General features: G+C 65.8%; 28 protein-coding genes. 20 read left to right on the top strand and 8 right to left on the bottom strand.

Features of this window, described 5'->3' with window-relative positions:
• The first annotated feature begins 1 nt into the window (after nucleotide 1).
• On the top strand, nucleotides 2-475 hold the full coding sequence (locus CHB65_RS03005; RefSeq protein WP_089383580.1) for a hypothetical protein: 474 nt from the start codon (nucleotides 2-4) through the stop codon (nucleotides 473-475).
• Nucleotides 476-515: 40 nt separating this feature from the next.
• Entirely contained in the window at nucleotides 516-1226 is a 711-nt protein-coding gene (locus tag CHB65_RS03010) for a fumarylacetoacetate hydrolase family protein (protein ID WP_089383581.1), read from the top strand.
• Between the two features lie 64 nt (nucleotides 1227-1290).
• Here the strand turns inward: CHB65_RS03010 and CHB65_RS03015 are convergent, their stop codons facing one another.
• The 3 genes from CHB65_RS03015 to CHB65_RS03025 are packed head-to-tail and all read right to left on the bottom strand — an operon-like array spanning nucleotide 1291 to nucleotide 4254.
• Complete coding sequence (locus CHB65_RS03015; RefSeq protein ID WP_089383582.1) at nucleotides 1291-2439, bottom strand: carbohydrate kinase family protein; 1149 nt, start codon at nucleotides 2437-2439, stop codon at nucleotides 1291-1293.
• Entirely contained in the window at nucleotides 2436-3392 is a 957-nt protein-coding gene (locus CHB65_RS03020; protein WP_089383583.1) for a ribose 1,5-bisphosphate isomerase, read from the bottom strand. The genes CHB65_RS03015 and CHB65_RS03020 overlap by 4 nt, the downstream gene beginning before the upstream one ends.
• A 58-nt stretch (nucleotides 3393-3450) precedes the next feature.
• Nucleotides 3451-4254, bottom strand: a complete 804-nt coding sequence (locus tag CHB65_RS03025; protein WP_089383584.1) for an HAD family hydrolase — start codon at nucleotides 4252-4254, stop codon at nucleotides 3451-3453.
• A gap of 95 nt (nucleotides 4255-4349) precedes the next feature.
• On the opposite strand from CHB65_RS03025, the gene CHB65_RS03030 reads away from it, so the two are divergent.
• The 9 genes from CHB65_RS03030 (at nucleotide 4350) to CHB65_RS03070 (ending at nucleotide 10982) form a co-directional block, all read left to right on the top strand.
• Nucleotides 4350-5198, top strand: coding sequence for a hypothetical protein (locus CHB65_RS03030; protein WP_089383585.1), 849 nt, complete (start codon nucleotides 4350-4352; stop codon nucleotides 5196-5198).
• Nucleotides 5199-5348: 150 nt separating this feature from the next.
• On the top strand, nucleotides 5349-6239 hold the full coding sequence (locus CHB65_RS03035) for a DUF7117 family protein (RefSeq protein ID WP_089383586.1): 891 nt from the start codon (nucleotides 5349-5351) through the stop codon (nucleotides 6237-6239).
• A 46-nt stretch (nucleotides 6240-6285) separates the two neighbouring features.
• Nucleotides 6286-6513, top strand: a complete 228-nt coding sequence (locus CHB65_RS03040; protein ID WP_089383587.1) for a DUF7385 family protein — start codon at nucleotides 6286-6288, stop codon at nucleotides 6511-6513.
• 94 nt (nucleotides 6514-6607) lie between these two features.
• On the top strand, nucleotides 6608-7087 hold the full coding sequence (locus CHB65_RS03045) for a hypothetical protein (protein ID WP_089383588.1): 480 nt from the start codon (nucleotides 6608-6610) through the stop codon (nucleotides 7085-7087).
• 44 nt (nucleotides 7088-7131) lie between these two features.
• Nucleotides 7132-8274, top strand: a complete 1143-nt coding sequence (locus CHB65_RS03050; RefSeq protein WP_089383589.1) for an aminotransferase class I/II-fold pyridoxal phosphate-dependent enzyme — start codon at nucleotides 7132-7134, stop codon at nucleotides 8272-8274.
• A gap of 2 nt (nucleotides 8275-8276) precedes the next feature.
• Complete coding sequence (locus tag CHB65_RS03055; RefSeq protein ID WP_089383590.1) at nucleotides 8277-8546, top strand: hypothetical protein; 270 nt, start codon at nucleotides 8277-8279, stop codon at nucleotides 8544-8546.
• 89 nt (nucleotides 8547-8635) lie between these two features.
• Complete coding sequence (locus CHB65_RS03060; protein WP_089383591.1) at nucleotides 8636-9013, top strand: translation initiation factor IF-5A; 378 nt, start codon at nucleotides 8636-8638, stop codon at nucleotides 9011-9013.
• Nucleotides 9014-9015: 2 nt separating this feature from the next.
• Nucleotides 9016-9834, top strand: a complete 819-nt coding sequence (gene speB / locus CHB65_RS03065) for an agmatinase (RefSeq protein ID WP_089383592.1) — start codon at nucleotides 9016-9018, stop codon at nucleotides 9832-9834.
• A gap of 101 nt (nucleotides 9835-9935) precedes the next feature.
• Nucleotides 9936-10982 (top strand): A24 family peptidase, encoded by a 1047-nt coding sequence (locus CHB65_RS03070; protein WP_089383593.1) that lies wholly within the window; start codon nucleotides 9936-9938, stop codon nucleotides 10980-10982.
• A gap of 24 nt (nucleotides 10983-11006) precedes the next feature.
• On the opposite strand, the gene dnaG is transcribed toward CHB65_RS03070, so the two are convergent.
• The gene (dnaG, locus tag CHB65_RS03075) at nucleotides 11007-12593 is read right to left on the bottom strand and encodes a DNA primase DnaG (protein WP_089383594.1); all 1587 of its coding nucleotides are present in this window, start codon (nucleotides 12591-12593) and stop codon (nucleotides 11007-11009) included.
• Nucleotides 12594-12809: 216 nt separating this feature from the next.
• Here dnaG and CHB65_RS03080 point away from each other — a divergent pair, with 216 nt between their 5' ends.
• From CHB65_RS03080 to CHB65_RS03095, 4 genes are all read left to right on the top strand, one after another.
• Nucleotides 12810-13049 carry a hypothetical protein gene (locus CHB65_RS03080; RefSeq protein WP_089383595.1) on the top strand — a complete coding sequence of 80 codons (240 nt, stop codon included), beginning with the start codon at nucleotides 12810-12812 and terminating at the stop codon, nucleotides 13047-13049.
• Complete coding sequence (locus tag CHB65_RS03085) at nucleotides 13046-14509, top strand: sodium:solute symporter family protein (RefSeq protein WP_089383596.1); 1464 nt, start codon at nucleotides 13046-13048, stop codon at nucleotides 14507-14509. Before CHB65_RS03080 ends, CHB65_RS03085 begins: the two co-directional genes overlap by 4 nt.
• A 72-nt stretch (nucleotides 14510-14581) precedes the next feature.
• The gene (locus tag CHB65_RS03090; protein ID WP_089383597.1) at nucleotides 14582-15457 is read left to right on the top strand and encodes a YqcI/YcgG family protein; all 876 of its coding nucleotides are present in this window, start codon (nucleotides 14582-14584) and stop codon (nucleotides 15455-15457) included.
• Nucleotides 15450-16037: a cysteine hydrolase family protein gene (locus tag CHB65_RS03095; RefSeq protein WP_089383807.1), complete on the top strand. Its 588-nt coding sequence runs from the start codon at nucleotides 15450-15452 to the stop codon at nucleotides 16035-16037. The genes CHB65_RS03090 and CHB65_RS03095 overlap by 8 nt, the downstream gene beginning before the upstream one ends.
• A 45-nt stretch (nucleotides 16038-16082) precedes the next feature.
• Here CHB65_RS03095 and CHB65_RS03100 read toward each other — a convergent pair whose 3' ends face one another.
• Nucleotides 16083-16808 carry a nucleoside phosphorylase gene (locus CHB65_RS03100; protein WP_089383598.1) on the bottom strand — a complete coding sequence of 242 codons (726 nt, stop codon included), beginning with the start codon at nucleotides 16806-16808 and terminating at the stop codon, nucleotides 16083-16085.
• Between the two features lie 103 nt (nucleotides 16809-16911).
• On the opposite strand from CHB65_RS03100, the gene CHB65_RS03105 reads away from it, so the two are divergent.
• Both CHB65_RS03105 and CHB65_RS03110 read left to right on the top strand, forming a co-directional pair.
• The gene (locus tag CHB65_RS03105) at nucleotides 16912-17115 is read left to right on the top strand and encodes a hypothetical protein (RefSeq protein ID WP_089383599.1); all 204 of its coding nucleotides are present in this window, start codon (nucleotides 16912-16914) and stop codon (nucleotides 17113-17115) included.
• A gap of 102 nt (nucleotides 17116-17217) precedes the next feature.
• Nucleotides 17218-18723 (top strand): Ig-like domain-containing protein, encoded by a 1506-nt coding sequence (locus tag CHB65_RS03110; RefSeq protein ID WP_089383600.1) that lies wholly within the window; start codon nucleotides 17218-17220, stop codon nucleotides 18721-18723.
• A 118-nt stretch (nucleotides 18724-18841) separates the two neighbouring features.
• On the opposite strand, the gene CHB65_RS03115 is transcribed toward CHB65_RS03110, so the two are convergent.
• Both CHB65_RS03115 and CHB65_RS03120 read right to left on the bottom strand, forming a co-directional pair.
• Nucleotides 18842-19303, bottom strand: a complete 462-nt coding sequence (locus tag CHB65_RS03115; RefSeq protein WP_089383601.1) for a type II toxin-antitoxin system VapC family toxin — start codon at nucleotides 19301-19303, stop codon at nucleotides 18842-18844.
• Nucleotides 19300-19533, bottom strand: a complete 234-nt coding sequence (locus tag CHB65_RS03120; RefSeq protein ID WP_089383602.1) for a type II toxin-antitoxin system CcdA family antitoxin — start codon at nucleotides 19531-19533, stop codon at nucleotides 19300-19302. The genes CHB65_RS03115 and CHB65_RS03120 overlap by 4 nt, the downstream gene beginning before the upstream one ends.
• A gap of 137 nt (nucleotides 19534-19670) precedes the next feature.
• Between CHB65_RS03120 and hmgB the strand changes: the two genes are divergently transcribed.
• The 3 genes from hmgB (at nucleotide 19671) to CHB65_RS03135 (ending at nucleotide 23705) form a co-directional block, all read left to right on the top strand.
• Complete coding sequence (hmgB, locus tag CHB65_RS03125; RefSeq protein ID WP_089383603.1) at nucleotides 19671-21014, top strand: hydroxymethylglutaryl-CoA synthase; 1344 nt, start codon at nucleotides 19671-19673, stop codon at nucleotides 21012-21014.
• 142 nt (nucleotides 21015-21156) lie between these two features.
• The gene (locus tag CHB65_RS03130) at nucleotides 21157-23121 is read left to right on the top strand and encodes a methyl-accepting chemotaxis protein (protein WP_089383604.1); all 1965 of its coding nucleotides are present in this window, start codon (nucleotides 21157-21159) and stop codon (nucleotides 23119-23121) included.
• Nucleotides 23122-23249: 128 nt separating this feature from the next.
• The gene (locus CHB65_RS03135; RefSeq protein ID WP_089383605.1) at nucleotides 23250-23705 is read left to right on the top strand and encodes a 30S ribosomal protein S19e; all 456 of its coding nucleotides are present in this window, start codon (nucleotides 23250-23252) and stop codon (nucleotides 23703-23705) included.
• Between the two features lie 231 nt (nucleotides 23706-23936).
• Here the strand turns inward: CHB65_RS03135 and CHB65_RS03140 are convergent, their stop codons facing one another.
• Nucleotides 23937-25136, bottom strand: coding sequence for an iron-containing alcohol dehydrogenase (locus tag CHB65_RS03140; protein WP_089383606.1), 1200 nt, complete (start codon nucleotides 25134-25136; stop codon nucleotides 23937-23939).
• Between the last annotated feature and the right edge of the window lie 44 nt (nucleotides 25137-25180).

The following is a 25180-nucleotide window of genomic DNA, read 5'->3' on the forward strand; positions in this document are numbered from 1 at the left end:
CATGCCAGCCGAGGACGGGTCGCCAACGGACGGCGATCGAACTGACGGTGAGAGCGAAGACGCCGGCGACCATCCCATCGCCGGGACGGCCCTGTTAAAAGCCGGGGCGCTCGCGAGCGTCCCGCTCGCTCGCCTTCCGTCCCTCCTCGCGGAGGTGCAGGCCGACCTCGCCCCCCGGCTGGATTCGTATCGCCGACGGTACGAGTGCATCGACGCCGACGACGAGCGCGAGGCCTTTCTCGTCGAACCGGATCACTGGGACGTCGTCGGCGACCGACTCGGCTTCTCCGAGCGCGAGCGCAGCGCCGTCAAGCGCTCCCACGAGGCGACTGTCGAGCGGATCGGCTCCACGACCGATCGACGCGAGGAGTACGACATCGCCCTCGAGATCCGCACCGGCGTCGTGATCGGCGTGCCGACCGGGACGGATCGGGGGCGGGATCCCGAGGACGATACCGAGCACGACACCCACTGATGACCGACGTACTTTTTATACCTCCCTCGGTGCTCCCCGCATGCGACTTGCACGCCTGCTCACCGCCGAGGGTCCCGTTTCGGGACGGTATGTGGACGGAGCGGTCATCGCCGCCGACGGGCGCTACGAGGTCGGCCGTGACGGCCGGCTTCTCCCGCCGTGTTCGCCGAGTGCGCTCTACTGTGTCGGGCGGAACTACGCCGCCACGCTCGACCAGATGGACTACGAGCGGCCCGAGGAACCCGACTTCTTCATCAAACCGCCAACGAGCCTCCTCGCACACGAACGGCCGATCCGGTATCCGGACTGGACCGACGAGCTGACCTACGCGGGCGAACTCGTGGCGGTGATCGACGAGCGCTGCCGCGACGTCGCCCCCGACGACGTGCCGGGGATCGTGCGCGGCTACACCATCCTCAACGACGTCGACGCGCTCGATCAGGCCGGTCGCACCGCCCGAAAGGCGTTCGACGGTTCGGCTCCGCTCGGTCCATGGATCGAAACCGAGGTCGATCCGACGGATCTCGATATCCGGACAACCGTCTCCGGGGAGGTGCGGCAGGACGCGAACACCGAACTGATGCTTTTCGATCCGTACGAAATCGTCTCGTTCCTCTCGAAGCGCTTTACCCTCCGTCCGGGCGACTGCGTCGCCTTCGGCAGCCCGGCGAACCCGGGAACGATCGAGCCGGGCGACCGCGTCGAGATCACCTACGAGGGCGTCGGCACGCTCGCGAACGACGTGATCTAAGGTGATGCGCGTCGGGAGGTGTTCGGGGGACTGATCGGTCGTCTTGCCCCGTCTAGACCGCTCCTCAGGTCCGGATCTCGATGAGCAGGTCCGCCTCCGGCGACTCGCCCATCCGCTCACGAACCGCGTCCCACGAGAGGTCGACCCGGGCGGTGACGGCCCGTGCCGCGAGCGCGCCGCACGCGTTGCCGACGAGCAGGGGCAACTCGTAGTCCCGTGGATCGTGTGAGAAGCCGTCCTCCACGATCGCCGGCTCGCACAGGGCGGTCGCGAGGAAGCCGGCGGCGAAGGCGTCGCCGGCCCCGGTGGTATCGACGGGCTCGACGGGGAAGCCCGGATGTGAGACGTCGCCGTGTGGCGTCCGGATCGATGCGCCGTCGCCGCCGAGCTTGATCGCGACCACGCGATCCTCGGGCTTCCATGGGTCGATGTCGGTCGTCTCCGCGACCGCCTCCGCCTCCCGTGTATTGAGGAAGAGCAGGTCGGCCGAGGCCAGTACCTCCCCGTAGGCCCGCTCGCCGACGCGTCTTCCGGGGTCGAAGCTCAGGGTCGCGTCCGTGTCGTGGGCCGCGTTCGAAAGTTGGGTGGCCGTCTCCGGCTGCTGGCTCGTGAGATGGAGGTGGTCGGCCGCCGCGAGGGTATCGCGGTCGAGGTCGGCCGCCGAGAACGCCTCGTTCGCGCCGTCGTTCGCGAGCATGCACAATTCCCCATCGCCGTCGACGATCACGTATTTCACCGAGGTCGGCTGGTCGGCGTCGATGAGCACGTGGCCCGGGTCGACACCGGCGTTCGCGAGCCCGCGGAGCGCGAGCGCCCCCGACTCGTCGCCGCCGACGCTCCCGTAGACGATCGCCCGTCCGCCGAGGTCGACGAGGCCGACGGCCACGTTTGCCGCGCTGCCGCCGCCGGACTGTTCGAGTCGGTCGATCCGCGTCTCGCCGTCCGGACCGGGAAGCCGGTCGACGTACATCGTCACGTCCCAGTTGAGGTGGCCCGCCGTGATCACCTTCGGCGAGCGCGTGGAGGAACCGTCCGTCGCGTTCGTCGTTCCCCCTGCGTCCCCGTCGGTTCCGTCCGCTCCGCTCGCTTCGTCCGCTCCGTCGGTTCCGTCCGCTCCGCTCGCTTCGTCCGCGTCGAGCGCCTCACGGACGTCCTCCAGGTGTGTCTGGCCTTCCATATCCTCCTCGGCACCGGCCGCACCATCCCCACTCATGGCTCGGCCCACGGCTCCTCGGCACCCTCGCCGAACAGCTCGCGCATGAGCGTCACGATGCTCTCGGGTGGGAACTGCCCGTGTTCGGTGACGATGGCGTCCATGTACCGCGGCGGCGTCACGTCGAACGCCGGGTTCTCGACGGCGATCTCGCCGATCTCATCCCGAACCACCGGATCGATCACCTCCTCTTCGGCGCGCATTTCGATCTCCACGGTGTGACCCGTCAGCGTCTCGGGGTGGAGTTTGATCGTCTGGGCGGCGGTCATGATCGGGACGCCGCGCTCACGGGCGTTGACCGCGAGCCCCGAGGTGCCGATCTTGTTGATCACGCCGCCGTCGGCGGCGATGGAGTCCGCACCGACGAGGACGTGGTCCACCTCGTCGAGGTAGCGCCGCGCCGCGGAGTCGACGATGAGCGTGACCGGGACGCCGGCGTCACGGAGCTGTTCGGCGGTGATGTGGCCCTGGTTCCGGGGCCGGGTCTCCTTGACGACCGCCGAGATGGACTTCCCCTGGTCGACCGCCTCCTCGATACAGGCCAGCGCGTCCGTCGAGTGACAGTGGGTCATCACGGTGTCGCCGTCGGCGAGCCGGTTCGCGCCGACACGCGCGAGGTCCTCCTGCGCGCGGTCGAGCTGGTCGACGAACGCGGCGCTGGCCGAGGTGACGCCGCGGCGGAGCTCATCGACGGTCCGGCCGTTCATGCGTTGGAGGACGTACCGAAGCGCGTTCGGCAGGGAGACGGCGGTCGGGCGAGTCTCATGGAGGGTCCTCGCGGCCGCACGCATCGACGCACGAAACGCCTCGGGGTCGTCGACGTCGATCGCCTCGGCCTGTGTCGCGAGCGCCCGGGCCGCCGCGTCCGCGATGGCCGCCGCGCCGCGGATCTCCATGGTCGCGATCTCCTCCGCGGTCGCCGCGACCGCGGGAACCGGCTCGTGATCGGTCATGCCGATACCGTGTCCGGCACGGTATTTATATGGCCGGGAGGGTTGCCGGGTCCCGGGGTCACCTGAGCACCGTCGCGAGTTCGTCCACACTCCGCACGAGGTGATCCGGCCGTTCCGTGGGTGGGAGATCCGTCACGTCGATAGTTCCGTCGCCGTCGTCGTTTGTGTCGTCGTCGTCGCTGCTTTCGCTGTCATCCGTACTGCCACCGCCGTGGCTCCCACCGACGCCGCGCTCGGCTGCGCGGGCGTCGAAGAGGACGGTGGCGGCACCGATCGCGTTCCCGCCGCCGACGTCCGCGGTCGGGTTGTCGCCGATGACGACCGCCTCGCTCGGCCGGCGATCGAAGGCGGCGAGCGCGGTCGTAAACGGGAGCGCGCTGGGCTTCTCGCGACCGACCTCCTCCGACGTCACGACGAGATCGATGTGGTCGTCCAGGCCGAGTCGGGTCAGCTTCTTCAGTTGGATCCGTGTCGTGAGGTTCGTCACGATCGCCACGTCGATCCCGGCGGCCTGCAGCTCCGCGAGCAGCGCCCCGATCCCCTCGAACGGTTCCATCGCGTCGAGATACGCCCCCCAGTAGGCCTCGCCCAGCGTCAACGCCTCGGTGGCGTCGTGTGTTCCGGTCTGCCGCCGAAGCGCCTTTTTATAATAGATGAATCGCTCGTGTGAGGCCGCCGTCCCGGCAAGCTCGCGTTTCGTCTCCCGTCTTCCGGCGGCGTACAGCTCGTCGTACCGCGCGCGGTCGATATCGTAGCCCAACTCCCCGAACGCCTCGAACCCCGCCTCCTTGCCTGCCTCGTTACAGGGTGGATACGGATAGAGGGTGTCATCGAGGTCGAAAAGGGCCGCCTTGTGGCGCATGGTCCGGAACCACACGAGCGGGGCTTAAGAAGCCACAGGTGGTCGAGCCGACCGGTGGGGGTAATCTTCATGCTCTTGGAGCCACAGGTTGTGTCATGCACGGCCAAGACGACCGCGACGGGACGACGCGGCTCGACGTCGCGGCCCGCGACCGCGGGATCGAACCGCCCGAACCGGGCGACGGGCCGCGGGTGTCACGGGTGCCTGAAACACACGTCCACGACACCTTCGCCGTCTCCGGGATCGAAACGAAGCGCCGGGAAGCCCTTCTCGAAGCCGTCCTCCTCGATCACGACGACGTGAGCGCCGCGTCCGCGACGAAGCGCAACGGGACCGTCGGGATCCACCACGACCCGGCGACGGACCGCGCGGCGCTTCGGGCCACGCTCGAATCCTATGGGCTGCTCGTCGACCCCGGCGACGAGGCGTTCGAGCGCCGGCGGGCGGCCCAGTTCGACTCCGCCCGGATCGCCGTCGCCGTCCTGTTCGGGTTGATGGTCGCCACGCCGTACATCGGCGTCCTCTACCCGACCCGCGTCGAGTGGCTCTTTTATGACCCCGTCACGGTCGCGTACCTGCAGTCGCTCCTCGATTCGCGGGTCGCGACCCACTTCTACGTGAACCTCGCGGCGCTGTCGGGCATCGCGTTCCTCGTCGCCTGCGGCCCGGTCATCCGGCGGGCGTGGGCATCGGCGCTGGACCGTCAGTTCACGACCGAGTCGGCGTTCGTCGTCGGGGTCCTCGCCGTCTACACCTACAGCACGCTCGCGGCGTTCACGGCCTTCGGCGGCAACGTCCACTACGACCTCGTCGCCTACGCCGTCATCGGCGCGACCCTCTGGACGCAGGTCGTCGCCGATCCCGCGGCCGACGCAGCCGACGATGGCGTCGAGGACCGGGTCACCGACGACGAGCCGATCGCGTTGACCGACGGCGGTCGGTGATCGCCGGCGGACGCTGCTCGGCGGTTCGGCACGGCAACCCCTCTCGGCTGTTATCGATCGGGCCGGCTCCCGGACGGACGGTAGCGCTTACGGCGTTCCGCCGTGCCGCCCGACCCACAGCGATTTACATCGTCCCTGAAAAGGGCCTCTATGAAGGTTCGTGGAGAGCGGGAGTGCCAGTCGTGTGGCGCGCGCTGGTCCTACTACGACATCGGGGAGGTCTCCTGCCCGGAGTGCGGCAGCCTCCGAAGCGTCGGGGTCGGCTCCCGAAGAACCCATACGGACGCGCCGGCGACGCTGGATCTGACCCCTCACCGTTCCCAGTTCGGCGAGGCCCAGGGGATCCTCCCGTCGGCGGGCGTCCGCGATCTCAAGGCCGACCTTCGCGCATACCTCCGCCGGCGCGGGTTTATCAACGACGGCACGCTCCAACCCCTCGATACGACGTATCTCGCCGCCCGGGAGCTCTTGGAGGCGGCCGACGCCTACGACAGGCTCGTCGATCCGACCGACGAGGACCGTGCCTACCTTCTCGCGTTGCTCGCGGGGGCGGACGACGGCGACCGTCCCGAGACGGCCGCGGTTCCCCGGACGCTTCGGGAGGCCCGTGGGATGGCAACGGTGCATGCCTGCTCCGCGTATCGCGACGACCTCTCGACGTTCCTCGATGAGCTGTCGAACACGGACGGGGGAGCAGGCGACGAAACCGGCGGAGCCGGTGGTGGCGGGTCCACCGACGCTGACGATGATTCGCGGCACATCGTTGCTGATGATGATCCGGGACCCGCCGTCACCGTCGAGGGGACGGATCCGACCGCCCGCATTCGCCCGGCACGCGACCGTGCCGAGACGCTGCATGACCGGATCAAACGGGTCGACGCGCTCGGTGGCGACGTCGACCCCGCGGTCGCAGATGCGCTCGTCGACGCCGCGAACGCGCTCGGCGAGTTCGTCCGAACCGGCGATCAACGGTCGCTCGATCGCGTCGACGACCTGTTCGCCGATGCGGCAACGGGCGGCTCCGAACGTACTCAGGACTGATACCGCCGGGGTCGCCGTTTATATACACCGGGCCGAACCGGCGACCATGAGCGGTTTCGACGTCCACGATCATCGCCATGCGCTCAAACAGCTCCGTGATACCGGCGAGACGAGCCTCTGGGAGAACCGACGGGAGGTTCCCTGTCCCGCCTGTGGGGAGCCGTTCGTTCGACTGTTCACGACGCGTCGGGAGACGACCCGGTTTCCCGAAAACGACGGCGCCAGATTCTGTCTTCTCCGGGACGACGGTGCCGTCCATCTCTTCCGACACTGAGGTGGCGATATTGGTATATTAACGGTCCAAATCGGGCGTTTTCATCGCTTGGTCCCTGTCAGAAGCCTCTTCAGTCTCCGTCCGAAGAGTAGGTATGGAAGATACATCCCGTCGACACGTGTTGGCCGCCGCCGCGACCGGCTCCGCGTTTTCACTTGCGGGCTGTGCCGCACTCGATAACGATGACGATGAGGTCCCCGAGGATGGCCCCGCCGACGCGGACGACGGCGAGGTCCCGGAGCCGGAAGGCGAGGCCGCCGCGACGATCGCGGTCGACGTCGAGGCGCGCATGGCGGAGATCGAAGCCGAGATCAGCGAACGGGTCGAGGAGGGCGAGATCGATCAGGAGGAGGCACAAGCGGAACTCCAGGAGGCACAGTTGGAGGCCGTAGAGGAGGGTGTGGGGGCCGCCGAGTCGTTCGTCGAGGGGATCGACGGCGTGACCACCCTCGACTCGAACGTGCAGGCAGGCGCGATCCTCGTCGACGGCGACGCGGCCGCGATCCTCGAAACGCTCGACGGGGACGATGTGGCGGCGCTCCTCTCCGCCGCCGAGTTCGACGCGCTTCGGTGAGCCGGGACCGTAGCACCTAATTCCTCACCGACCACAGGTCCGATATGCAGATCGAACCGTTCGGCCTCGAGCGCTGGTTCGCCGAGTACGAACACGAGGCCGAGATCATGTTCGCCGAGAGCGGCATCCGGTCGATCGAAGCCGACCGGTTCGACCTCGATCCCGGACCGCTCGACTACGTCATCCCGACGAACGGCGACCCATCCTTTCGGGCGTCAGTCGGCGAGAGATACGGCCGAAGCGGCGACGAGGTGATCTTCACGTGCGGCACCCAGGAGGCCAACCTCCTCGCGTTCCTTTCGCTGCTCGGCGACGACGGCCCCGTCGACGGCGCGGGAGTTCCGGCCGGAACCGGATCGGGAACTCACGCCGTGGTCGTCACGCCGACGTATCAGGCGCTCCATGCCGTCCCGGCGGCCTTCGGCGAGGTGACACGGGTCGAGTTGGAGCCACCCGCGTGGCGGTTGGACCCCGACGCGATCGCGTCGGCGACCCGCGATGACACGGCGGTCATCGTGATCAACAACCCGAACAACCCGACCGGGCGCTATCACGACGAGACGGCCATGCGTGAGGCCTACGGGACGGCGGTCGAACACGACGCCTATCTGCTTTGTGATGAGGTCTACCGGCTGCTCGCCGAGGATCCCCAGCCGCCGGTCGCGAGCTACGGTCCGAACGGGATCTCGACGACGAGCCTCACGAAGGCGTACGGGCTCGCTGGACTCCGGTTCGGCTGGATCGCGGGCGCGCAGCCGGTCGTAAATCGCGCGTGGGGGTGGAAGGATTACACCACCATCTCGACGGGACTGATCGACCAGCACGTCGCGAAGCAGGCGCTCGGCCGACGGGAAAAACGGATCCTTCAGGAGAATCGCGATCTCGCGCGGCGGAACCGCCGACGGGTCTCCGAGTGGGTCGACCGAATGGGCTTGGAGTGGCACGAGCCGGTCGGGGTGAACGGCTTCGTGACGATACCCGAGGGGTTCACCGACGCGGAGGCGTTCTGTCGGACCGTCGTCGAAGACGAGAGCGTCGTGCTCGCGCCGGGGACGCTCTTCGGCCATCCGGACCGTTTCCGCGTCGGGTTCGGCCTCCCGACCGAGGAGTTGGAGGAGGCGCTCATGCGGGTTCGACGCGTCATCACGGACCACGGGAACGCCACCGCGGACGACGGAGGTACGTGAACATGGGATTCATCGACGAACTCAAAGCCGACGTCAAACAGGTACTGACGGACCCGACAGACGAACAGAAGGCGATCATCGCGGCGGTGATCGCGATCATCATCGCCGATCGGTACTTCCTCTGGATCGAGTTCCCGTTCGTCGTGCGGACGACCGCCGCGGTCGGCGTCGGGTTCATCGTCCTGTTCATCGTGAGCTACCTGCTCACCGGCCACTTCGTGCCGCCCGATGAGGAGGAGGAAGCGGAGTACGAGGACGAGTTCCACCCCTGAGGGCCTCTCATCCCCTTTTTGTCGGCAAGACATCGCCCCCGCGCCAGCGTTCCAAACCGTTTATACCCGCGCCCCGGGAAGGCGTGGATATGCCGAGAGAGCAGAAGCAGGTTCGGGAACTTCAGGAGGGCAGCTACGTGATGATGGACGACTCGCCCTGTAAGATCAACCACTACAGCACCGCGAAGCCGGGCAAACACGGCAGCGCAAAGGCCCGGATCGAAGGGAAAGGCGTCTTCGATGAGAAGAAACGCTCGCTCTCACAACCGGTCGACGCGAAGGTGTGGGTCCCGATCATCGAGCGGAAGCAGGGGCAGGTCGTCTCCGTCTCCGGCGACGACGCCCAGGTGATGGATCTGGACACCTACGAGACGTTCACCATGCTGATCCCCGAAGGCGAGTCGTTCTCCTCGGACGACACCATCGAGTACCTCGAGTACGAGGGCCAGCGGAAGGTCGTCGGATAGCCATGTTCCCCGGGGCGAGCGCCACCCGCGAGGAGGCGTCCTACGTGATCCTCGGTGCGCCCCTGGACGCGACCACCACCTTTCAGCCGGGCACCCGATTCGGCCCGGATCGGATCCGACGGTTCGCCGAGACCTACGACGATTACGAGCGACGGACGGACGGCTTCTTCTCCGGACGCGGGGTCCACGACGCCGGCGACGTCCCCCCGTGGGACGACGTGCCCGCTTTCCTCGACCATCTCGCCGCCGAACTTCGGAGCGTCGTTCTCGACGGTGCGGTTCCGCTCATGCTGGGCGGCGAGCATACGGTGACGTATGCGGGCGTCGAGGCCGTCGACCCGGACGTCCTCGTGATCTGTGACGCCCACCTCGACCTCCGCGACGAGTACGACGGCAACCCCTGGAACCACGCCTGCGTGACGCGTCGATCCCTTTCGATCGCCGATCGTGTCGTCGTGATCGGCGCCCGAACCGGATCTCCGGAGGAATGGGAGCGGGCCGACGCGGCCGACGTGGAGGTCGTCGCCCCCGAGGACGCTCGCGGCTGGATAGATGGGCTCTCCCCCGACGCCTTCGCGGGGGAATCCGTCTACTGCTCCGTCGATATCGACGGGCTTGACCCGGGCTTCGCGCCGGGCACGGGGACGATGGAGCCGTTCGGCCTTCACCCCCGCGAGGTCCGTGACGTCGTCCGCGCGGTCGCCCCACACGCGGACGGCTTCGACGTGGTCGAGGTAAACGACCGCGACGACGGGCAGGCGGCGGCGGTCGCCGGGAAGCTCCTGCGGGAGTTCGTCCACGGCCACGCGGCGGGCCGGTAGGGATCCGATCGGTTCACCCGTCCGTCCACCCTTCACCGCCGATTATCAGCACCGAGGGTCGAACCCGAACGCCTAATTTCCCGCCCCGCCGGAATGTGGATATGTTCGCGAGTTTCGCGACGGTGCCGGACCTCCTTCGGCTAGTCGTCGTCCTCGTCTTCGGCTGGGCGGCGGTGCGGGACGTTCGGACCCGTCGCCTGCCGAACCGGATCTGGCCGCCGCTGTACGCGCTCGGGTTCTTCCTCCTCGCGTTCGAGGCGGTCCAGCACCTTCCGTTCGCCACCTTCGAGGGTCGGCTCTTTCTGATCCAAGCCGGGATCAGCCTGCTTTTCGTCGCGCCGCTCGGCTACGCGTTCTGGTATCTCGGCGCGTTCGGCGGCGCCGACGCGAAGGCGCTCATCGCGCTCGCCGTCGTCTTCCCGACGTTTCCGACCTATTTCGTCGGCACGACCGCCTTTCCGCTCGTCGTAACCGATCTGGGCGTCTTCTCGCTCACCATCCTCACCAACACGGTGCTTCTGGGATTGGCCTACCCCGCCGGTCTCGGCGCGTACAATCTCGCGTCCGGGCGGCTTCGTCCCGCGGCGTTTCTCGCCCGACCGGTCGCGACCGAGAGCCTGCCGAATCGACACGGCCGCCTCTTCGAGGACACCTCGGGGACGACACGAAACGGGCTCGATCTGGACGCGCTTCGAATGTACCTCCGCTGGCGTGGGCTCACGTTGGCGGAGCTACGGGCGGATCCCGACCGGCTCCGTGACCCGTCGACGGTGACGGAGACGTTCGATCCGACCGATGGCGGAACTCACGTCGACCCCGCAACCGATGGCGGGGAGCTGATCGATGACGGTGAGTTGATCGATGACGGGAGCGATGGCGACGGGGACGGGGATCGTGACGGCGTCGACAACGACGAGCCGTTCGAGGACCCGTGGGCGGCCGAGCGGTTCCTCTCGTCGATCGACGGATCCGCGTACGGTACGGACGCGGAAACCCTTCGGGAGGGACTGGCGGTCGTCTCAGAGCGCGAGGCGGTGTGGGTCTCCCCCGGCATGCCGTTTATCGTCCCGATGTTCCTCGGGCTCGTCGTCGCGCTCACCTACGGCGACGTGCTCTTCGCGGGCCTCGAGCTGGTCGCCTTGGTGTGAGCGCGTTCCCAGCCCACACGTCGTTCACTCGGCGATCGCGTCGACGTCGACCTGAAGGTCGCCGACGGTTCGGACGCGGACGCCGATCGGTCGCTTGACGTATTCCCCGGTCTCCCGTCCGAGGAGTTCACCGACCCCGCGCTGTGCGCCGATGTCGAGTAGCCGCTGATCGATACGCCCGTCCACGATGACCGTGTGCGGCGGGTCCGAGGCCTCCGCTATCGCATCGAAGGCGGCGGTCGCTTCGACCTCGCGTTGGACCCCGAGGTCGTCCGCGAGCAGCCGAGCGAGGCCGCTACCGGCGTCGATGACCTCTTTGACGTGTTCTTCGAGCGACCGGGACTCGTCGTCCTGGACGACGGCATCATCGCTTTCGGCACCGACTTCCTCGCTTTCGGCACCGACTTCCTCGCTTTCGGTGTCCGTGTCTTCGGTTTCGGCGCCCGTCCCGCCGATTTCGACGTCGGCTTCGCCTTCCGCCACGTCGTCGGCCTCATCCCCGTCGTCCACGGCGTCGATGCCGCTGCTTTCCTCGGAGGATCGATCCGTGTCTCCGTGGTCGTGTCGATCGGTACTGTTGAACGCGCCAGCGCCGGCCTCGCCTGTCCCAGGATTTTCAGCGCTGTCTGTCCCTTCGGGATCCTCAGCGCCGTCTGTGTCTTCGGGATCCTCAGCGTCGTCGGTGTCTTCAGGATCGCCGGTTCCGTCTGTCCCTTCGGGGGCACCGGTTTCGGCATCGGCCGAGGAACCGGTTGCGTCGGTCCGTTCACGCGTCCGGTCGGCTGCCGCCCGCCTGAGGTTCGGCTCGTCAGCCAGCGTCTCGTAGGGGATCTTTCCGCGAAGCGCCTCGAAGACGGCGCCCCGGTTCAGGTCCTCGACCGACTTTCCGGGCGGCGCGAACGCGACGTAGTCGATCTCGCCGACCTGCGTCAGCTCCCGAAGGATGAGCTCGCCGCCGCGGTCACCGTCGAGGAAGGCCGTGACCGTCCGGTCCCGCGTGAGATCGGCGACCGTCTCGGGGACGTTCGTCCCCTCGACGGCGACGGCGTTTTTGATCCCTCCCTCAAGCAGGGTGAGCACGTCGGCGCGTCCCTCGACGACGATGACGGCGTCCGAGTCGCCGACGCGGGGGCCGGCGGGCAATCCCTCGTACTCGTCGATGCCCTCGACGCGGGCGGCGTCGCGGACCTCCTCCAAGACGTCCGTGCTCGCGAGGCTCGTCTCCTCGAACCCCTCCGCGAGCAGCTCCTTCGCGCGCTCGACGACCTCCCGACGCTTGGCGGCGCGGACGTCCTCGATGCTGCGGACCTCGACGGAGGCCCGACAGGGGCCGATCCGGTCGATCGTCTCGAGCGAGGCGCCGAGGATCGCGGTCTCGACCTTATCGAGGCTCGACGCGACCGTCACCTCGCCGAAGGACTGGCCGTTTTCCGACTCGACGTCGACGTCGATCCGGCCGACCTTCGAGGACTCCTGGAGGCCGCGAAGATCCAACTCGTCGCCGAGGAGGCCCTCGGTCTGGCCGAACACCGCGCCGACGACGTCACTCCGCTCGACGACGCCGTCGGCGGCCATCGTCGCGTGGATCAGGTACTTTGCCGTATCGTCCATGGGTCCAGTCGTTCGTGTGTGTGCGTGTGTGTGATCATGATGGTGAATATCGAACGTCGCCAGGTCGGCGTCGCTCGGGATATTACGTACGTCTGTGCGCGCAAAATAGTTGTCGGGTTCCTCCCCGAACCGGTGTTATGAAGAAAAATTTTCTTCGAAGCTCTCAGTCGAAGCACATCGATACTTTTTAATCCACAATGACCTAATTGTGTTATAATGAGGCGGTCTAGAAGAGATCTCGTATGGATACCGATCCTCGCGGTGCTCATCGTCTTCGCCGTCCCCTGGCCGCTGTGGGGCGTCGATCTCGTCGTCGCCGGGCTCCCGGTCTGGATCTGGTGGCACATCGTGTGGCTCGGGATCTGTTCGATCCTCTTCTGGCGATTCGTCGCAAGCGGCGCGTGGGAGCGGGGCATGGGGTTCGATCCGTCGGTCGAGGGAGGTGATCGACCGTGAGCGTCGCCGTCCAACTGGGGATCATCGTGGTCTACCTCCTCGTCGCGCTCGCGGTGGGCCTGCTTGCGTACCGGCTCACGGAGGCGACCGCCGAGGACTACTACCTCGCGAGCCGGTCGTTCGGCACCCTCGTCCTCCTGTTCACGACGTTCGCCACGTTGCTCTCGGCGTTCACCTTCTTCGGCGGGCCGAACCTCGCGTTTTCGGCCGGTCCCGAGTGGCTGATCGTGATGGGTGCGCTGGACGGCGTCCTGTTCGCGGTCCTCTGGTACGTCATCGGCTACAAGCAGTGGCTCGTCGGCCGACGTAACGGCTACGTGACGCTGGGCGAGATGCTCGGCGATCGGTTCGGCTCGCCCGGCCTCCGCGGGCTCGTCGCGGGCGTCAGTCTCATCTGGCTCTTTCCGTACGTCATGCTCCAGCAGATGGGGGCGGGCGAGGCGCTGGTTGGGCTCTCCGACGGCATCGTCCCGTATTGGGCCGGTGCCGCGCTCATCACGGCGTTCATGATCCTCTATGTCGTGCTCGCGGGGATGCGTGGGGTGGCGTGGACCGATACCATTCAGGGGCTCTTCATGCTCTCTATCGTCTGGATCGCGGCGATCTGGGTGCTTGCCGCGGTCGGCGGGTTGGGATCCGCGACGGGGTCCATGCTGGAGGCGCGTCCCGACTTCGGGAGCTTCGGCGGCGGCCTCTACACGCCCGGGTTCATCATCTCCAGCGCCATCACCATCGCGTTCGGTGTGACGATGTTCCCACAGATCAACCAGCGCTTTTTCGTCGCCGAGAGCGGCGCGGTCCTCAAGCGCTCGTTCGCACTCTGGCCCGTGCTCGTCCTCCTCCTTTTCCTTCCGGCGTTTATGCTCGGGGCCTGGGCCGCCGGCATGCCCATCGATGTCGCTGAGGGCGCGAACGTGCTCCCCGTCGTGCTCAACGAGTACACGCCGTTCTGGTTCGCGGCGCTCGTCATCGCGGGCGCGATGGCCGCGATGATGTCCTCCTCCGACTCGATGCTGCTTTCCGGCTCGTCGTATTTCACCCGCGACCTCTACCGACCCCTTATCAACCCTGACGCCAGCGCGAGCCGGGAGGCGTGGCTCGGGCGGGTCGGCGTGGCCGTCTTCGCGACGCTGGCGTTCTTCGCCAGCCTCCTGCGTCCCGGCACGCTTATCGAGGTCGGTGACACGGCGTTCTCCGGGTTCGCGCTGCTCGCGCTCCCCGTGATCTGTGCCCTCTATTGGGACCGAACGACCCGCTCGGGGATGATCGCCGGCGTGGCGGTGCCACAGATCATCTACCTCGCGCTCGTGTTGATCCCTACGCTGCCGCGCTCGTTCGGCGGGTGGGACTACGCGCTCGCGCTGATGGTGCTCTCGGCGGCGCTCACCGTGGGCGTCTCGCTCGTCACCTCACCGACCGCCGAGAGCGACGCCTCCCGGTTCGCGGTCGCGGGCGACTGAGGGGCTGATCGGCCTTCCCACGAAACGGGAGCGAACGAAACCGAAAAGCCCTTTGACGCCATTTGATCGGACATGAACGAGCCCGGCACCGAGGGCGTGCTGTTGGATCAGGAGACCCTTCACGAACGGCTCGACGACGCGCCTGCATGGCTGTCCGAACACTACCGCACGTTCCGTGAGTCGATGCTTGCCGACCACGACGGCTCGCCGTTCCCCTGTTATTTCGGGATCGAAGTCGAACGGCGTGGCGAACTGCTCTATGCGGCGTGTGAGTCGACGACGGAGCCAGCTGCACTCCTCCGGTTCCGGGACGTCCTCCTCGAATATCTCGACACCTACCGCGATCACGCCGAGCGCGTGCCGCTCGCGGTCTTTTTTAAGCCGCTTGCGGACGACGCCACGGAGGCCGACTTCCACGAGGCGCTCTGGCACGTCCTCGAATTCCTCCACGTTCACGACCCCGAGCCATGGCCCGAAGACATTCCGACCGATCCCGACGATCCCTACTGGGAGTTCTGTTTCGGCGGCGAGCCGCTCTTTCCGACCTCGCGGGCCCCGTTTTATGACGAGCGACGAAGCCGGTACTCGCCGGTCGGATTGGAGATCACCTTCCAGCCGCGGGCGGTCTTCGAGGGGATCACCGCCGACACCGAAGCCGGGCAGCAGGCCCGGGAGGTCATTCAGGAACGGATGGCCGAGTACGACGGCGTCTGTCCACACGCCGACCTCGGCGACTGGGGTGCCGAGGGCGACCGCGAGTGGCCGCAGTATCTCTTCCGCGAGGACGACGCCGAAAGTCCGGACGAGTGCCCGATGAATCCGACCCGTGAGCATCCGAAGGCTCCCGCCGAGCTGCTCGAACCCGGCGCATGGCAGCGCTTCTCGGCGGCCGGCGACGCCGACAGCGGCGGTCCGTCCCCCACTATCGTCGGTGCGGACGATGACTGAGGGGGCCCCCGAACTTCGGGATGACACCCCCCTCCCGGACGACGCGGTCCTCCTGCTCATCGACTTCCAGACGGGGTTCGACGAGTCGGGGTGGGGCGCACGCAACAATCCCGAGGCGGAGTCCGTCGCGGCGGCGTTGCTCGCGGCGTGGCGAGCCGCCGATCGCCCGGTCGCACACGTCCGCCATGCCTCGACGGAACCGGACTCGCCGCTGCGGCCCGACCGACCGGGATTCGCGTGGAAACCCGACCTCGCGCCGTTGGAGGACGAGGTCGCCTTCGTGAAGTCGGTCAACGGCGCGTTCGTCGACACCGACCTCGACGCGTGGCTTCGCGAGCAGGGCTCTGGGACGCTCGTCGTCTGCGGGCTGACCACGGATCACTGCGTCTCGACGAGCGTTCGGATGGCCGAGAACCGCGGCTACGAGGTGTACCTCGTCGCCGACGCGACGGCGACACACGACCGCGAGACGCCCGACGGCGAGCGGGTCGACGCCGAGACGTCCCACCGCGTCGCGCTCGCGCACTTGAACGGGGAGTTCGCGACGGTCGTGGACGCGGCCGACCTCCTTGATCGGTGAACGAGTGTTGGTCGACACGGAGACAGCGTCCACCGATCCGCGTCCTTATAACGAGACGACGGCGTTCAGCGTGATCCGGATCGCGCGCTCGACGTTGTCCTTTGCCTTTTCCGGCAGCTCGTCGTCGGAGTCGGCACCCTTCTGCGTCCCCTCGACGAGGTTGCCGTCGACGGTGCAGATCGCGCCGGCTCGGAGCCCCTTGCGGCGGGCGAGCGCGAAGACGGTGGCGGCCTCCATCTCGATCGCGAGCAGGTTCGCGGCCTCCCAGTCGGCGACGAACTCGTCGCTCTCGTTGTAGTAGGCGTCATCGGAGACGATGGGGCCGACGTGGATCTCCTCGTCGTTCGCCTCGGCGGCGTCGACGAGCGCGGAGAGCACGTCGTAGTCGGGGACGGCTGGGTAGACCGCGTCCTCATAGCGCTTGCTCGTCCCCTCCTCTTTGGCCGCGCCGGTCGCGACGACCATGTCACCGATCTCCATGCCTTCCTGCAGCGCGCCGCAGGTCCCGCAGCGGATGAAGTTCTTCACGCCGACGCGCGCGAGTTCCTCGACGGCGATGGCCGCGGAGGGACAGCCGATGCCGGTCGAACAGATCGTGAGCGGGTCGCCCTCGTAGCTGGCGTTGACGACCTTGTACTCGCGGTTTTCCGCGACGAGTTCGGCGTCGTCACAGAGGTCCGCGATGCGGTCGACGCGACCGGGGTCGCCCGGGATGATCGCGGTCTCGTGGACGTCGCCCTCCTCGATCAACAGATGCGGCTGTTTCGCCATACGCCCGACTGCGGCGGCCGCCCGCAAAAACGACCCGGTCCGGGTCCCACGGGGGCGCGCACAACGGCGCGCCTTTTAAGTGAGCGGCGGGAGGCGATCGGCCATGAGCGGATCTAGCGGCGGGGAGTCGGCGGGACCGGGCCTCGGGTCGGTGATCGCCGCGATGGTGTTCACGTTCGTGACCGTCTCGCTTCTCGGGATCTATCTCGGTGATATCAATTCGACGCAGGCGGTCCTGATCGGCGGGGCCGGGGCGGTCGTCTCCGCCATCGTCGCGGTGAAAACCGGAAAACGGGCGGCGGGATAGTGTGCGCTGCGCGATCGAAGGACGGACCGATGCCGCCGATCGCGTATCAATGTTGAGAGCGCGGGTGCGGAATTTATAAGGGTCGGTCCCGGACCGTGGATCATGACATTCATTCACGACCGGCGGGGGCAGTCGGTCGTGGTCGGGGCCGTGGTCCTTTTCGGCTTTCTGATCATCTCGTTGGCCGTCTATCAGGCGTTGGTTGTACCACAGGAGAACACCGAGGTGGAGTTCGAACATAGTCAAGAGGTGGAGGGTGATTTCGTCGATCTCCGGAACTCGATCCTGAGTGCCGGGCGCTCCGGTGATGGTCGATCGACATCAGTGAAACTCGGGACGCGGTATCCACAGCGGACGTTCTTCGTGAATCCACCCCCTGCAACGGGAAGCCTCGAAACAACTTCTGACCAAGAAATCGATCTCAATGATATCACGATCAATGAAAGTGCTGCACACGAGAACATTGTTAGCTTCTGGAACGACGGTGGAGCGGAGTACAGAACGCGGTCGGTTCGATACACTGCGAACTACAACGAGTTCCAGAACGCTCCAACGCTTATTTATGAACACTCCATCGTCGGTGCCGAGTTCCCGAGCGATGCGACGTTGTTCAGAACGGATCAGACCGCTGTCCGGAGCGACCGGATCTCGTTGACAACTCTGTCTGGAACGGTCTCTGAGGACGGTGTTGAAGCACGAAGCGTTGATCCGGAAGCCGTCTCTCAGGGTGCTCGAACGGTGCCAATAGACGTCGAAGCTGGTGACAGTATCGTCCTTCCCACCGCTTTGAGTGACGAGACTCGTGCCGCAGAGTTGTGGACTGATAGGTTTGAACTCAAGGACATCCCGGTGACTGCCGAACCTGTTGAAGGAAACGGGGAGATACGAATCGAGTTCATGGAATCTGACCAGTATGACCTCCGCTTATCGGAGGTCTCAATCGACGGTCAGGGAACGAGTGAACCGGCGTACATCGTTCCGGTCGGCTCAGAAATCGTATCACCTAATAGTGAGATCGGTGTCGAGGTGCGAGATAAATACAATAATCCGGTTTCCGGCTCAACAGTGACAATTGATGGAGGCTCCTTTACTACGAACGACGACGGTCGTGTGTTCACTAGCATTGGATCCAACGATGTCACTGCAAGCATTGGGGAAGAAGACTGGCAGTCTGTAGAATTTGAGATCAGTGATACTGAAGAACGTAGTGGTGATCCTGAAGGATTGAATCCTAGCGGGGGAGATAACAGAGTAATTTTGGATGATATAAGAGGAGGACAAAGTAGTGGTGTGAGCAACAGTGAAGTGGAACTCACCTTCCGCAACGATGCTGAAGAGAGTATTGTGTTTGAAGAAATCGCATATAATTTATATTATGATGGTTCGGCGGTTAAGAATTCATTTACGATAGAAGAAATTGACATTGAGCTTCGTGGTGGCTTCAAAGACCTCCCGGAGCCTCTTTCGTTTGAAGAGACAGGTGACACAAATACAATAACACTCGAATTTGACAGCGATGCCCGAGGATCCATGATCGGTATAACGTTTATTGACGACGATAACCGTAGAACAATATATATTACGGGTGTCCCTGGTCCGGGTAACTAGCCGTCTAGCCGAAATATCTGAAAGTAGCCCATAATTATGAAAGAAAATAGTCACGGTAAAAATCGAAAGCGGTACGCCGATCCAAAGACGGTCAACTGTTCCTAACAAACTGATAACTTCATTTATTATTATTATCAGTGAAAACGTCAACGTTCCGTACTCGCTTCGACCTCACGCGACCGTTAGCGACCGCAGAAAGTTCGCTGTCTTCAGTCACCAGTGTCGTCTCCACCATCTCAGCACATGCGAGATATCCGGCGTCGTAGAACGTCAAATCCGTCGCCGTTGCGACCCTCATCACCGTATCGACGCCGATCTCCTCCAGATCGTGCACGACGAGTTCGCGCCGAAGGTCCGCAAGCAACGAGATCAGTTCCGCGTGCTCCTGTTGTGTTGTTCGTCCCTGTAATGTGTGGATCTTCCAGAGGACGTTTCCCGCCTCATAAATGGTGAGATCGAGGACGTGACCGTCGAAGAGGACCGATATCGGGGGTGTGTCGTCATCGAGTAGGACGGCAATGAGACTGCTCGTGTCGAAGACCGGCGTTCGGCCGGGCTCGCCGTTTGCATCGTCGCTCATCGGTCGTGTTCCGTTCGGTCCTCGCGCACCAACCCCGCGATCTCATCGGCGTCGACTGGGTCTCTCGTGTCATTTTTAAGCTCCGCCGCCCGCTCGCACAGTCGCTCCCGTCGCCGTCGACGAACCTCAGCCTCCAAGGCCTCGCGGATCGCCTCGCTTACGTTAACGTTCTCGTCCTCCAACTCACGCTTGAGTTCCTCCGGAATCTTCGCGGAAACCGTCGTTGACATGTTTGTAATACGTATTCGTACTACTATAACGTTTACCGCGGGTGCGGCTCATTTATATCCCTCTCCCCCAATTCGTTTCCACGATCGACGTAACTCCCATCGACAGGCCCATAAGCCCGCTGTATGAACGACCATGTATGACCGCAGTGGGGATCGACGCGATCGAGATCCGGACGGGGAAGCTCAAACTCGACTTACCGAACACCTTCGCGCCGGAGAAGGGCGACGATCCGGCGAAGTACACGAAGGGGCTCGGGCTCAACAACTCCTCGTTCCCGGACGTCTACGAGGACATCGTCACGATGGGCGCGAACGCCGCCAAGACGCTCATGGACCGCAAGGGGCTCGTCCCCGAGGACATCGGACGGATCGACGTCGCCACGGAGTCGGCGTTCGACCACTCGAAACCCGTCTCGACGTACATCGCGGGCTGTCTCGAACAGGTCTATGACGGCGATTTCACCCACGCGAACAAAGGCGAGCGCAAGTTCGCCTGTGTCGCGGGGACCCAGGCGATCGACGATGCGTACAACTGGATCCGGGCGGGGCGGAACCGTGGCCGCGCGGCACTCGTGATCGCGACGGATACGGCGCTGTACGCCCGCGGCGACCCCGGCGAGGCGACCCAGGGTGCCGGCGCAGTCGCGATGCTCATCGACGAGGATCCCTCGATCGTCGAACTCTCGACGCATCAGGGGTATGGCTCGAAAGACGAGACGGACTTTCTGAAGCCGAACCAGCAGTTCCCCAGCGTCGACGGCAAGCGCTCGATGCAGGTGTATCTCGCCCGGATGCGCGAGGCGTTGGAGGACTACCAGTCCGTCGCGGGCAAGGTCGAACTCGACGATTTCGCGTACGCGCCCTTCCACACCCCGTTCCCGGGCATGGTCCGCAAGGCCGCGCTGCTCGCGTACCGCCACGTCATTCGCGATACGAGCTATGAGGACGACCTCGCCGGGGAGATCGGCCGACAGCCCCGTGAGGCGGAGTACGATGACCGCGAGGCGTTCGAGGAGGCGATCCGCGAGTACATGGACGAACTCAAAGGAACCGACCAGTACCAGGCGTGGTACGCCGACGTCGTCGAGCCGACGCTGGGGCTCGCACGAGAGGTCGGCAACTGGTACACCGGCTCCGTCCACGTCGCCCGCACCAGCGCGCTGCGTGACCTGCTCGAGCGCGACGGCGACGGCGTCGGCGAGACGCTGCTCGTCGGATCGTACGGCTCCGGCGCACAGGCGGAGATCCACGCCGAGACGGTGTGTGAGGGCTGGCAGGCGGAGATCGAGGCGCTCGACATCGACGCCCAGCTCGCCGCCCGCTATGACCTCTCATGGGAGGAGTACGAGGACGTCCACGACGTCCACGAGTACGACAAGGAGCTCGACCGCGAAATAGAGGAGTTCACCGCGCCGGAGGCGGAGTTCGTCTTCACCGGCTGGGGGCGCATGAACGAGCGAAAATACGCGTACATCGCGTAGAGGGATTACATCCAGTCTCGCGCGGAGGTTGATTCATCCCCGGAAAATTAGTTTCTCAAGTGATGATTTTGGGGTTGGAGCCATCAATGCTGATATTTTCGGGCGTAGGTGTTTATATTGGGTTTAACATCCAACGGGTAGGATGTCTTCAGAACGTGCGGTGGAGGGTGGGAGCGTCGCTGGTGAACTGGCCGCGTTCATCGCGGCGATTCCGGATGGCCACCGCGTCACCGAGCGCGACTTCGAGCGACGCCATCGGATGATCCTCCTCGGTATTCTTGCCCAGCTTCCGGTGCTGCTCGTCATCAGCCGTTTTGAGGGAACCGGAACGCTCACGGGGGCGGCGTTTCCGGAGATCCCGATCACTCATGCCATCGGCGGCGTGGCGGCGGTCGGGATCCTCGCCGCGCTCGCCGCGATTCCGGCCCTTCCACGCCGGGTTCGATCCACGCTCGCATCGCTTTCGTTCATGTCGGTCGCCGCCGTCCTCGCGTACTTCTGGGGTGGATTCATCGAGGCGCACTTCCTCTATTTCGTCGGCGTCGGCGTCGTCGCGCTGTATGAGGACTGGGTGCCGTTCGCGGCCGCGATTCTCTACGTCGTCTTTCAGCACAGCCTCTTCGGGATGGTCACCGGAATGCACGTGTACAACCATCCGGCGGCGATGGACCACCCGATCGCGTGGGGCGTGATACACGGGGTCTTCGTCGCCGGCCTCGCGGTGGCCATCCTCTTTCACTGGCGCTCGCTCGAGGCGACCTACAGCGACCTCGACGATCGGCAGGACGACCTCGACGCGTTGGCCGAAAAACAGGCGGAGGTCGAACAAGCCCGCGAGGAGGCGGAAAAACAGCGTGAGCAGGTCGCAACGCTCAACGAGACCCTTCGCTTGGAGGCGTCCGAGCTGGCCGATGCACTGTCGGCGGTCGCCGACCGTGACCTCACCGTCGAACCGCCGCGCGACAGCGACGTCGAGGCTATCCGGCAGTTGAGCGACGCCTACCGATCGATGACGGACGACCTCTCCGACGTCATCATCCAGCTTCGGACGTTCGCGGCCGACGTCGAATCGACGACCGACTCCGTGCAGGCCCGCGCGGAGACGCTCCGTGAGACACAGCGCGAAAGCGCCCGGGAGGTCCGCGATCTCTCCGAGCGGCTTCGTGACCAGGCGACGGCCTTGGAGACCGCCGGCGGGGAGATGGGACAGCTCTCGGCGACGATCGAGGAGATCGCCGCGAGCGCGGAGTCCGTCTCGACGGAGGCGACCGAGACGGCCGATATCGCCAACGACGCGGAGGACGAGCTTCGCGATGCGGTGACGGTGATGGACGCCGTCGAGGAGAGCGTCGGTACCGTCGTCGACCTCGCGGAGTCGATGGACGAGCGGATGGATGCCGTCGAGGAGACGACCGCCGCCATCGAGGACATCGCCGACCGGACGAACATCCTCGCGCTCAACGCCGGCATCGAGGCGGCTCGCGCTGGAGGTGGCGCGGTTGCGTCCGGGTCGGCGACGGATGGCGGCGTGGACACGGGAGCGGGTGGAAGCAAGCGTGCAGGCGCCGGCGCGACGGGCGACGTCGGTGCCGGCTTCGCGGTCGTCGCCGAGGAGGTCAAAGCGCTCGCTGACCGCACTCAGACGCACGCCGCGACGATCGGCGAGAACGTCGATCGAACGCTCTCGGACGTGACGGCGGTTCGGACGGACGTCGGCGAGCTGCAGTCCTCGGTCGATGACGGCCGCCAGCAGGTCGACGCCGCGGGGTCGACGTTCGGGACGGTGACGGAGGCGATGGACCGTCTCGACGACTCGATGGGCGAGGTCGCGGATGCGACGGACGACGGCGCCGCGTCGGCGACCGAGGTGGCCTCGACCATCGCCGACGTGGCCGATCGTGCGCGGGCGTTGGCGGAGACGGGCGACTCGGTCGCCGATGGGGCCGAGCGAACCGCCGACGACATCGCCGAGATCGCGACGGAGATCACCGAGCTGCGTGATGGTGCGGGGACGCTCGTCGCCGAACTCGATCGGTTCACCCTGCGGAGCGCGGGGGACGAATTCGTGTTCGACGGGCCCGAGACGGCCGGTGAACGGCCCAGCTAGGCCGCCGAAGGCGGTCGTGGTTGCGTCGAGCGTTTCGACGGGGATCGACGCCAGAGCCCGTGAAAACGGGTCACACGGCACCTCCCGAATACGATGGGTTTAAACGACGCAAGGCTGAACTTCCCCCAATGGTTACCATCTACGACGTGCCGGCGGACGCCCTCATCGAGGAGGTCGCCGCACGACTCGAGGACCGGATCGACGAGCCCGACTGGGTCGCCTTCAGCAAAAGCGGCGAGGGTCGCGAACTCCCCCCCGAACAGGACGACTTCTGGTACGTCCGTTCGGCGAGCCTCCTCCGAAAGGTCGCCAAAAACGAGCCCATCGGCATCGAGCGGCTCGCGACCGAGTACGGCTCGAAAAAGCGCGGCTCCAACCGCTACTCGGTCCGCCCCGGTGAACACTCCGCCGGCTCCCGGAAGCTCATTCGCTCCTCGCTGCAGGCGTTAGAGGAGGAGGGACTCGTCTCGACGGCCTCCGGCGAGGGTCGCCGGCTCACCGACGAGGGTGAATCGTTCCTCTCCGGGGTCGCCGCCGACGTCCTCGAGGACCTCGACCGACCGGAACTCGAACGGTACGCCTGAGGTCAGAACCCGAACTGGACGCCTGAAGCCGGAAGCCCAACGGGACGCCTGAATCACACGCCCACCCGGAGCCGATCGGCCTTCCGGGCATTCCTCCTTACCCTCCCACGCGATCCACGACGGATCAAGAGTGAGACCATCTCTTCGTATCGATCCTCCAGTCGGCGACTCACGACGAGGGTGGCGAGCGCATACGTGGATTGCTGTGATGGTTCCCACGCCGTCGACCGCTCAGCCGTCGAACTCCATCTCGATCAGGTGCGCCTGAAGGTCATCGCCGGCCCGCCGTGGGTTCGTCGGCAGTCGGCGCTCTTGCACGAGCGTGTTGGCGACGATCTCGTCGACGTCAGCCCGATCGAAACCGAGATCATCCATCCCGGTCGGGAGGCCGAGGGATCGTCGAAGGCGGTCACACTCGTCGACGAGGGCAGAGGCACCGTTCCGAGTGCTTGCGGGATCGTCGAGATCAAGCAGCCGGGCGACCGAGGCATACGCGTCCCGACGGACCGGGAGGTTGTACGTCAACCCGGCCGTGATCGATGCCGCGAGACAGTCGCCGTGGGGCGCGTCGACGAGTCCCCCGAGCGCGCTCGCGAGGGCGTGGACGATCCCCAGTCCCGATGCTGAGAACGCCGTCCCAGCGAGATGGGAGCCGAGGCTCATCGCCCGGCGCGCGTCGCGATCGTCGCCGTCGAACGTCGCCCGTTCGATCGCCCCGTGAACCTGCACGAGCGCTTCGCGGGCGAGCGACCGGGAGACCGGGTTCGCCCCTTGATACGTGATCGGCCGTGGGTCGATCCACCGATGATCGCGGGCGGTCAACGATTCGAGCGCGTGGACAAACGCGTCGAATCCCGACCGTGCGGTGACGCTCGCGGGGAGCCCGAAGGTGAGCGTCGGGTCGACCAGCGCGTAGTCGGGCCGGAGGTACTCGTCGCTCACGCCACGTTTGATCCCGTCGTGGGTGAGGACGGCCGTCTGGGTCGCCTGCGAACCGGTGCCGCTCGTCGTCGGGATCGCGACGAGCGGCGCGACGCGGCCGGGGACCGTGTCGACGCCGAGATACTCCGCCGCGTCGCCCCCATGCGCCAGCAGGGTCGCGACGACCTTTGCGGTGTCCAGACAGGAACCGCCACCCACCGCGACGACGCCGTCGGCGGCGTCCGTCGGGAGCGCGTCGAAGTCCGCCGTCGACGGTTCGGTCGTCGCGTAGTGAACGAGCGGATCGCCCGTGATCGATTCGAGCACGGGATCGAGGACGCCGGCCGCCTCCACCCCCTCATCCGTCACGACGAGCGGGTTCTGGACTTCCGCGCGGGCGAGGACGTCGTCGATCGCCCTCGCGACGCCGTCGCCGAACCTGACGTGCGGGGTGGTGAACGTGAACGCGTCGCCGCCGATCCGACCCCCGTGGTGGCCAACTCCGTGCATGCATTTCCGTGTGGGACCGATGCTAAAGCAGTACCGGCCGAACG

The organism is Halorubrum vacuolatum, assembly GCF_900188065.1.
Classification (GTDB): Archaea; Halobacteriota; Halobacteria; order Halobacteriales; family Haloferacaceae; genus Halorubrum; species Halorubrum vacuolatum.

Excerpts from the sequence above, each read along its gene's own strand:
- CHB65_RS03005 (WP_089383580.1), top strand. The coding sequence starts at position 2 with ATGCCAGCCGAGGACGGGTCGCCAACGGACGGCGATCGAACTGACGGT.
- CHB65_RS03010 (WP_089383581.1), top strand. The coding sequence starts at position 516 with ATGCGACTTGCACGCCTGCTCACCGCCGAGGGTCCCGTTTCGGGACGG.
- CHB65_RS03015 (WP_089383582.1), bottom strand. The coding sequence starts at position 2,439 with ATGAGTGGGGATGGTGCGGCCGGTGCCGAGGAGGATATGGAAGGCCAG.
- CHB65_RS03020 (WP_089383583.1), bottom strand. The coding sequence starts at position 3,392 with ATGACCGATCACGAGCCGGTTCCCGCGGTCGCGGCGACCGCGGAGGAG.
- CHB65_RS03025 (WP_089383584.1), bottom strand. The coding sequence starts at position 4,254 with ATGCGCCACAAGGCGGCCCTTTTCGACCTCGATGACACCCTCTATCCG.
- CHB65_RS03030 (WP_089383585.1), top strand. The coding sequence starts at position 4,350 with ATGCACGGCCAAGACGACCGCGACGGGACGACGCGGCTCGACGTCGCG.
- CHB65_RS03035 (WP_089383586.1), top strand. The coding sequence starts at position 5,349 with ATGAAGGTTCGTGGAGAGCGGGAGTGCCAGTCGTGTGGCGCGCGCTGG.
- CHB65_RS03040 (WP_089383587.1), top strand. The coding sequence starts at position 6,286 with ATGAGCGGTTTCGACGTCCACGATCATCGCCATGCGCTCAAACAGCTC.
- CHB65_RS03045 (WP_089383588.1), top strand. The coding sequence starts at position 6,608 with ATGGAAGATACATCCCGTCGACACGTGTTGGCCGCCGCCGCGACCGGC.
- CHB65_RS03050 (WP_089383589.1), top strand. The coding sequence starts at position 7,132 with ATGCAGATCGAACCGTTCGGCCTCGAGCGCTGGTTCGCCGAGTACGAA.
- CHB65_RS03055 (WP_089383590.1), top strand. The coding sequence starts at position 8,277 with ATGGGATTCATCGACGAACTCAAAGCCGACGTCAAACAGGTACTGACG.
- CHB65_RS03060 (WP_089383591.1), top strand. The coding sequence starts at position 8,636 with ATGCCGAGAGAGCAGAAGCAGGTTCGGGAACTTCAGGAGGGCAGCTAC.
- speB (WP_089383592.1), top strand. The coding sequence starts at position 9,016 with ATGTTCCCCGGGGCGAGCGCCACCCGCGAGGAGGCGTCCTACGTGATC.
- CHB65_RS03070 (WP_089383593.1), top strand. The coding sequence starts at position 9,936 with ATGTTCGCGAGTTTCGCGACGGTGCCGGACCTCCTTCGGCTAGTCGTC.
- dnaG (WP_089383594.1), bottom strand. The coding sequence starts at position 12,593 with ATGGACGATACGGCAAAGTACCTGATCCACGCGACGATGGCCGCCGAC.
- CHB65_RS03080 (WP_089383595.1), top strand. The coding sequence starts at position 12,810 with ATGAGGCGGTCTAGAAGAGATCTCGTATGGATACCGATCCTCGCGGTG.
- CHB65_RS03090 (WP_089383597.1), top strand. The coding sequence starts at position 14,582 with ATGAACGAGCCCGGCACCGAGGGCGTGCTGTTGGATCAGGAGACCCTT.
- CHB65_RS03095 (WP_089383807.1), top strand. The coding sequence starts at position 15,450 with ATGACTGAGGGGGCCCCCGAACTTCGGGATGACACCCCCCTCCCGGAC.
- CHB65_RS03100 (WP_089383598.1), bottom strand. The coding sequence starts at position 16,808 with ATGGCGAAACAGCCGCATCTGTTGATCGAGGAGGGCGACGTCCACGAG.
- CHB65_RS03105 (WP_089383599.1), top strand. The coding sequence starts at position 16,912 with ATGAGCGGATCTAGCGGCGGGGAGTCGGCGGGACCGGGCCTCGGGTCG.
- CHB65_RS03110 (WP_089383600.1), top strand. The coding sequence starts at position 17,218 with ATGACATTCATTCACGACCGGCGGGGGCAGTCGGTCGTGGTCGGGGCC.
- CHB65_RS03115 (WP_089383601.1), bottom strand. The coding sequence starts at position 19,303 with ATGAGCGACGATGCAAACGGCGAGCCCGGCCGAACGCCGGTCTTCGAC.
- CHB65_RS03120 (WP_089383602.1), bottom strand. The coding sequence starts at position 19,533 with ATGTCAACGACGGTTTCCGCGAAGATTCCGGAGGAACTCAAGCGTGAG.
- hmgB (WP_089383603.1), top strand. The coding sequence starts at position 19,671 with ATGACCGCAGTGGGGATCGACGCGATCGAGATCCGGACGGGGAAGCTC.
- CHB65_RS03130 (WP_089383604.1), top strand. The coding sequence starts at position 21,157 with ATGTCTTCAGAACGTGCGGTGGAGGGTGGGAGCGTCGCTGGTGAACTG.
- CHB65_RS03135 (WP_089383605.1), top strand. The coding sequence starts at position 23,250 with ATGGTTACCATCTACGACGTGCCGGCGGACGCCCTCATCGAGGAGGTC.
- CHB65_RS03140 (WP_089383606.1), bottom strand. The coding sequence starts at position 25,136 with ATGCACGGAGTTGGCCACCACGGGGGTCGGATCGGCGGCGACGCGTTC.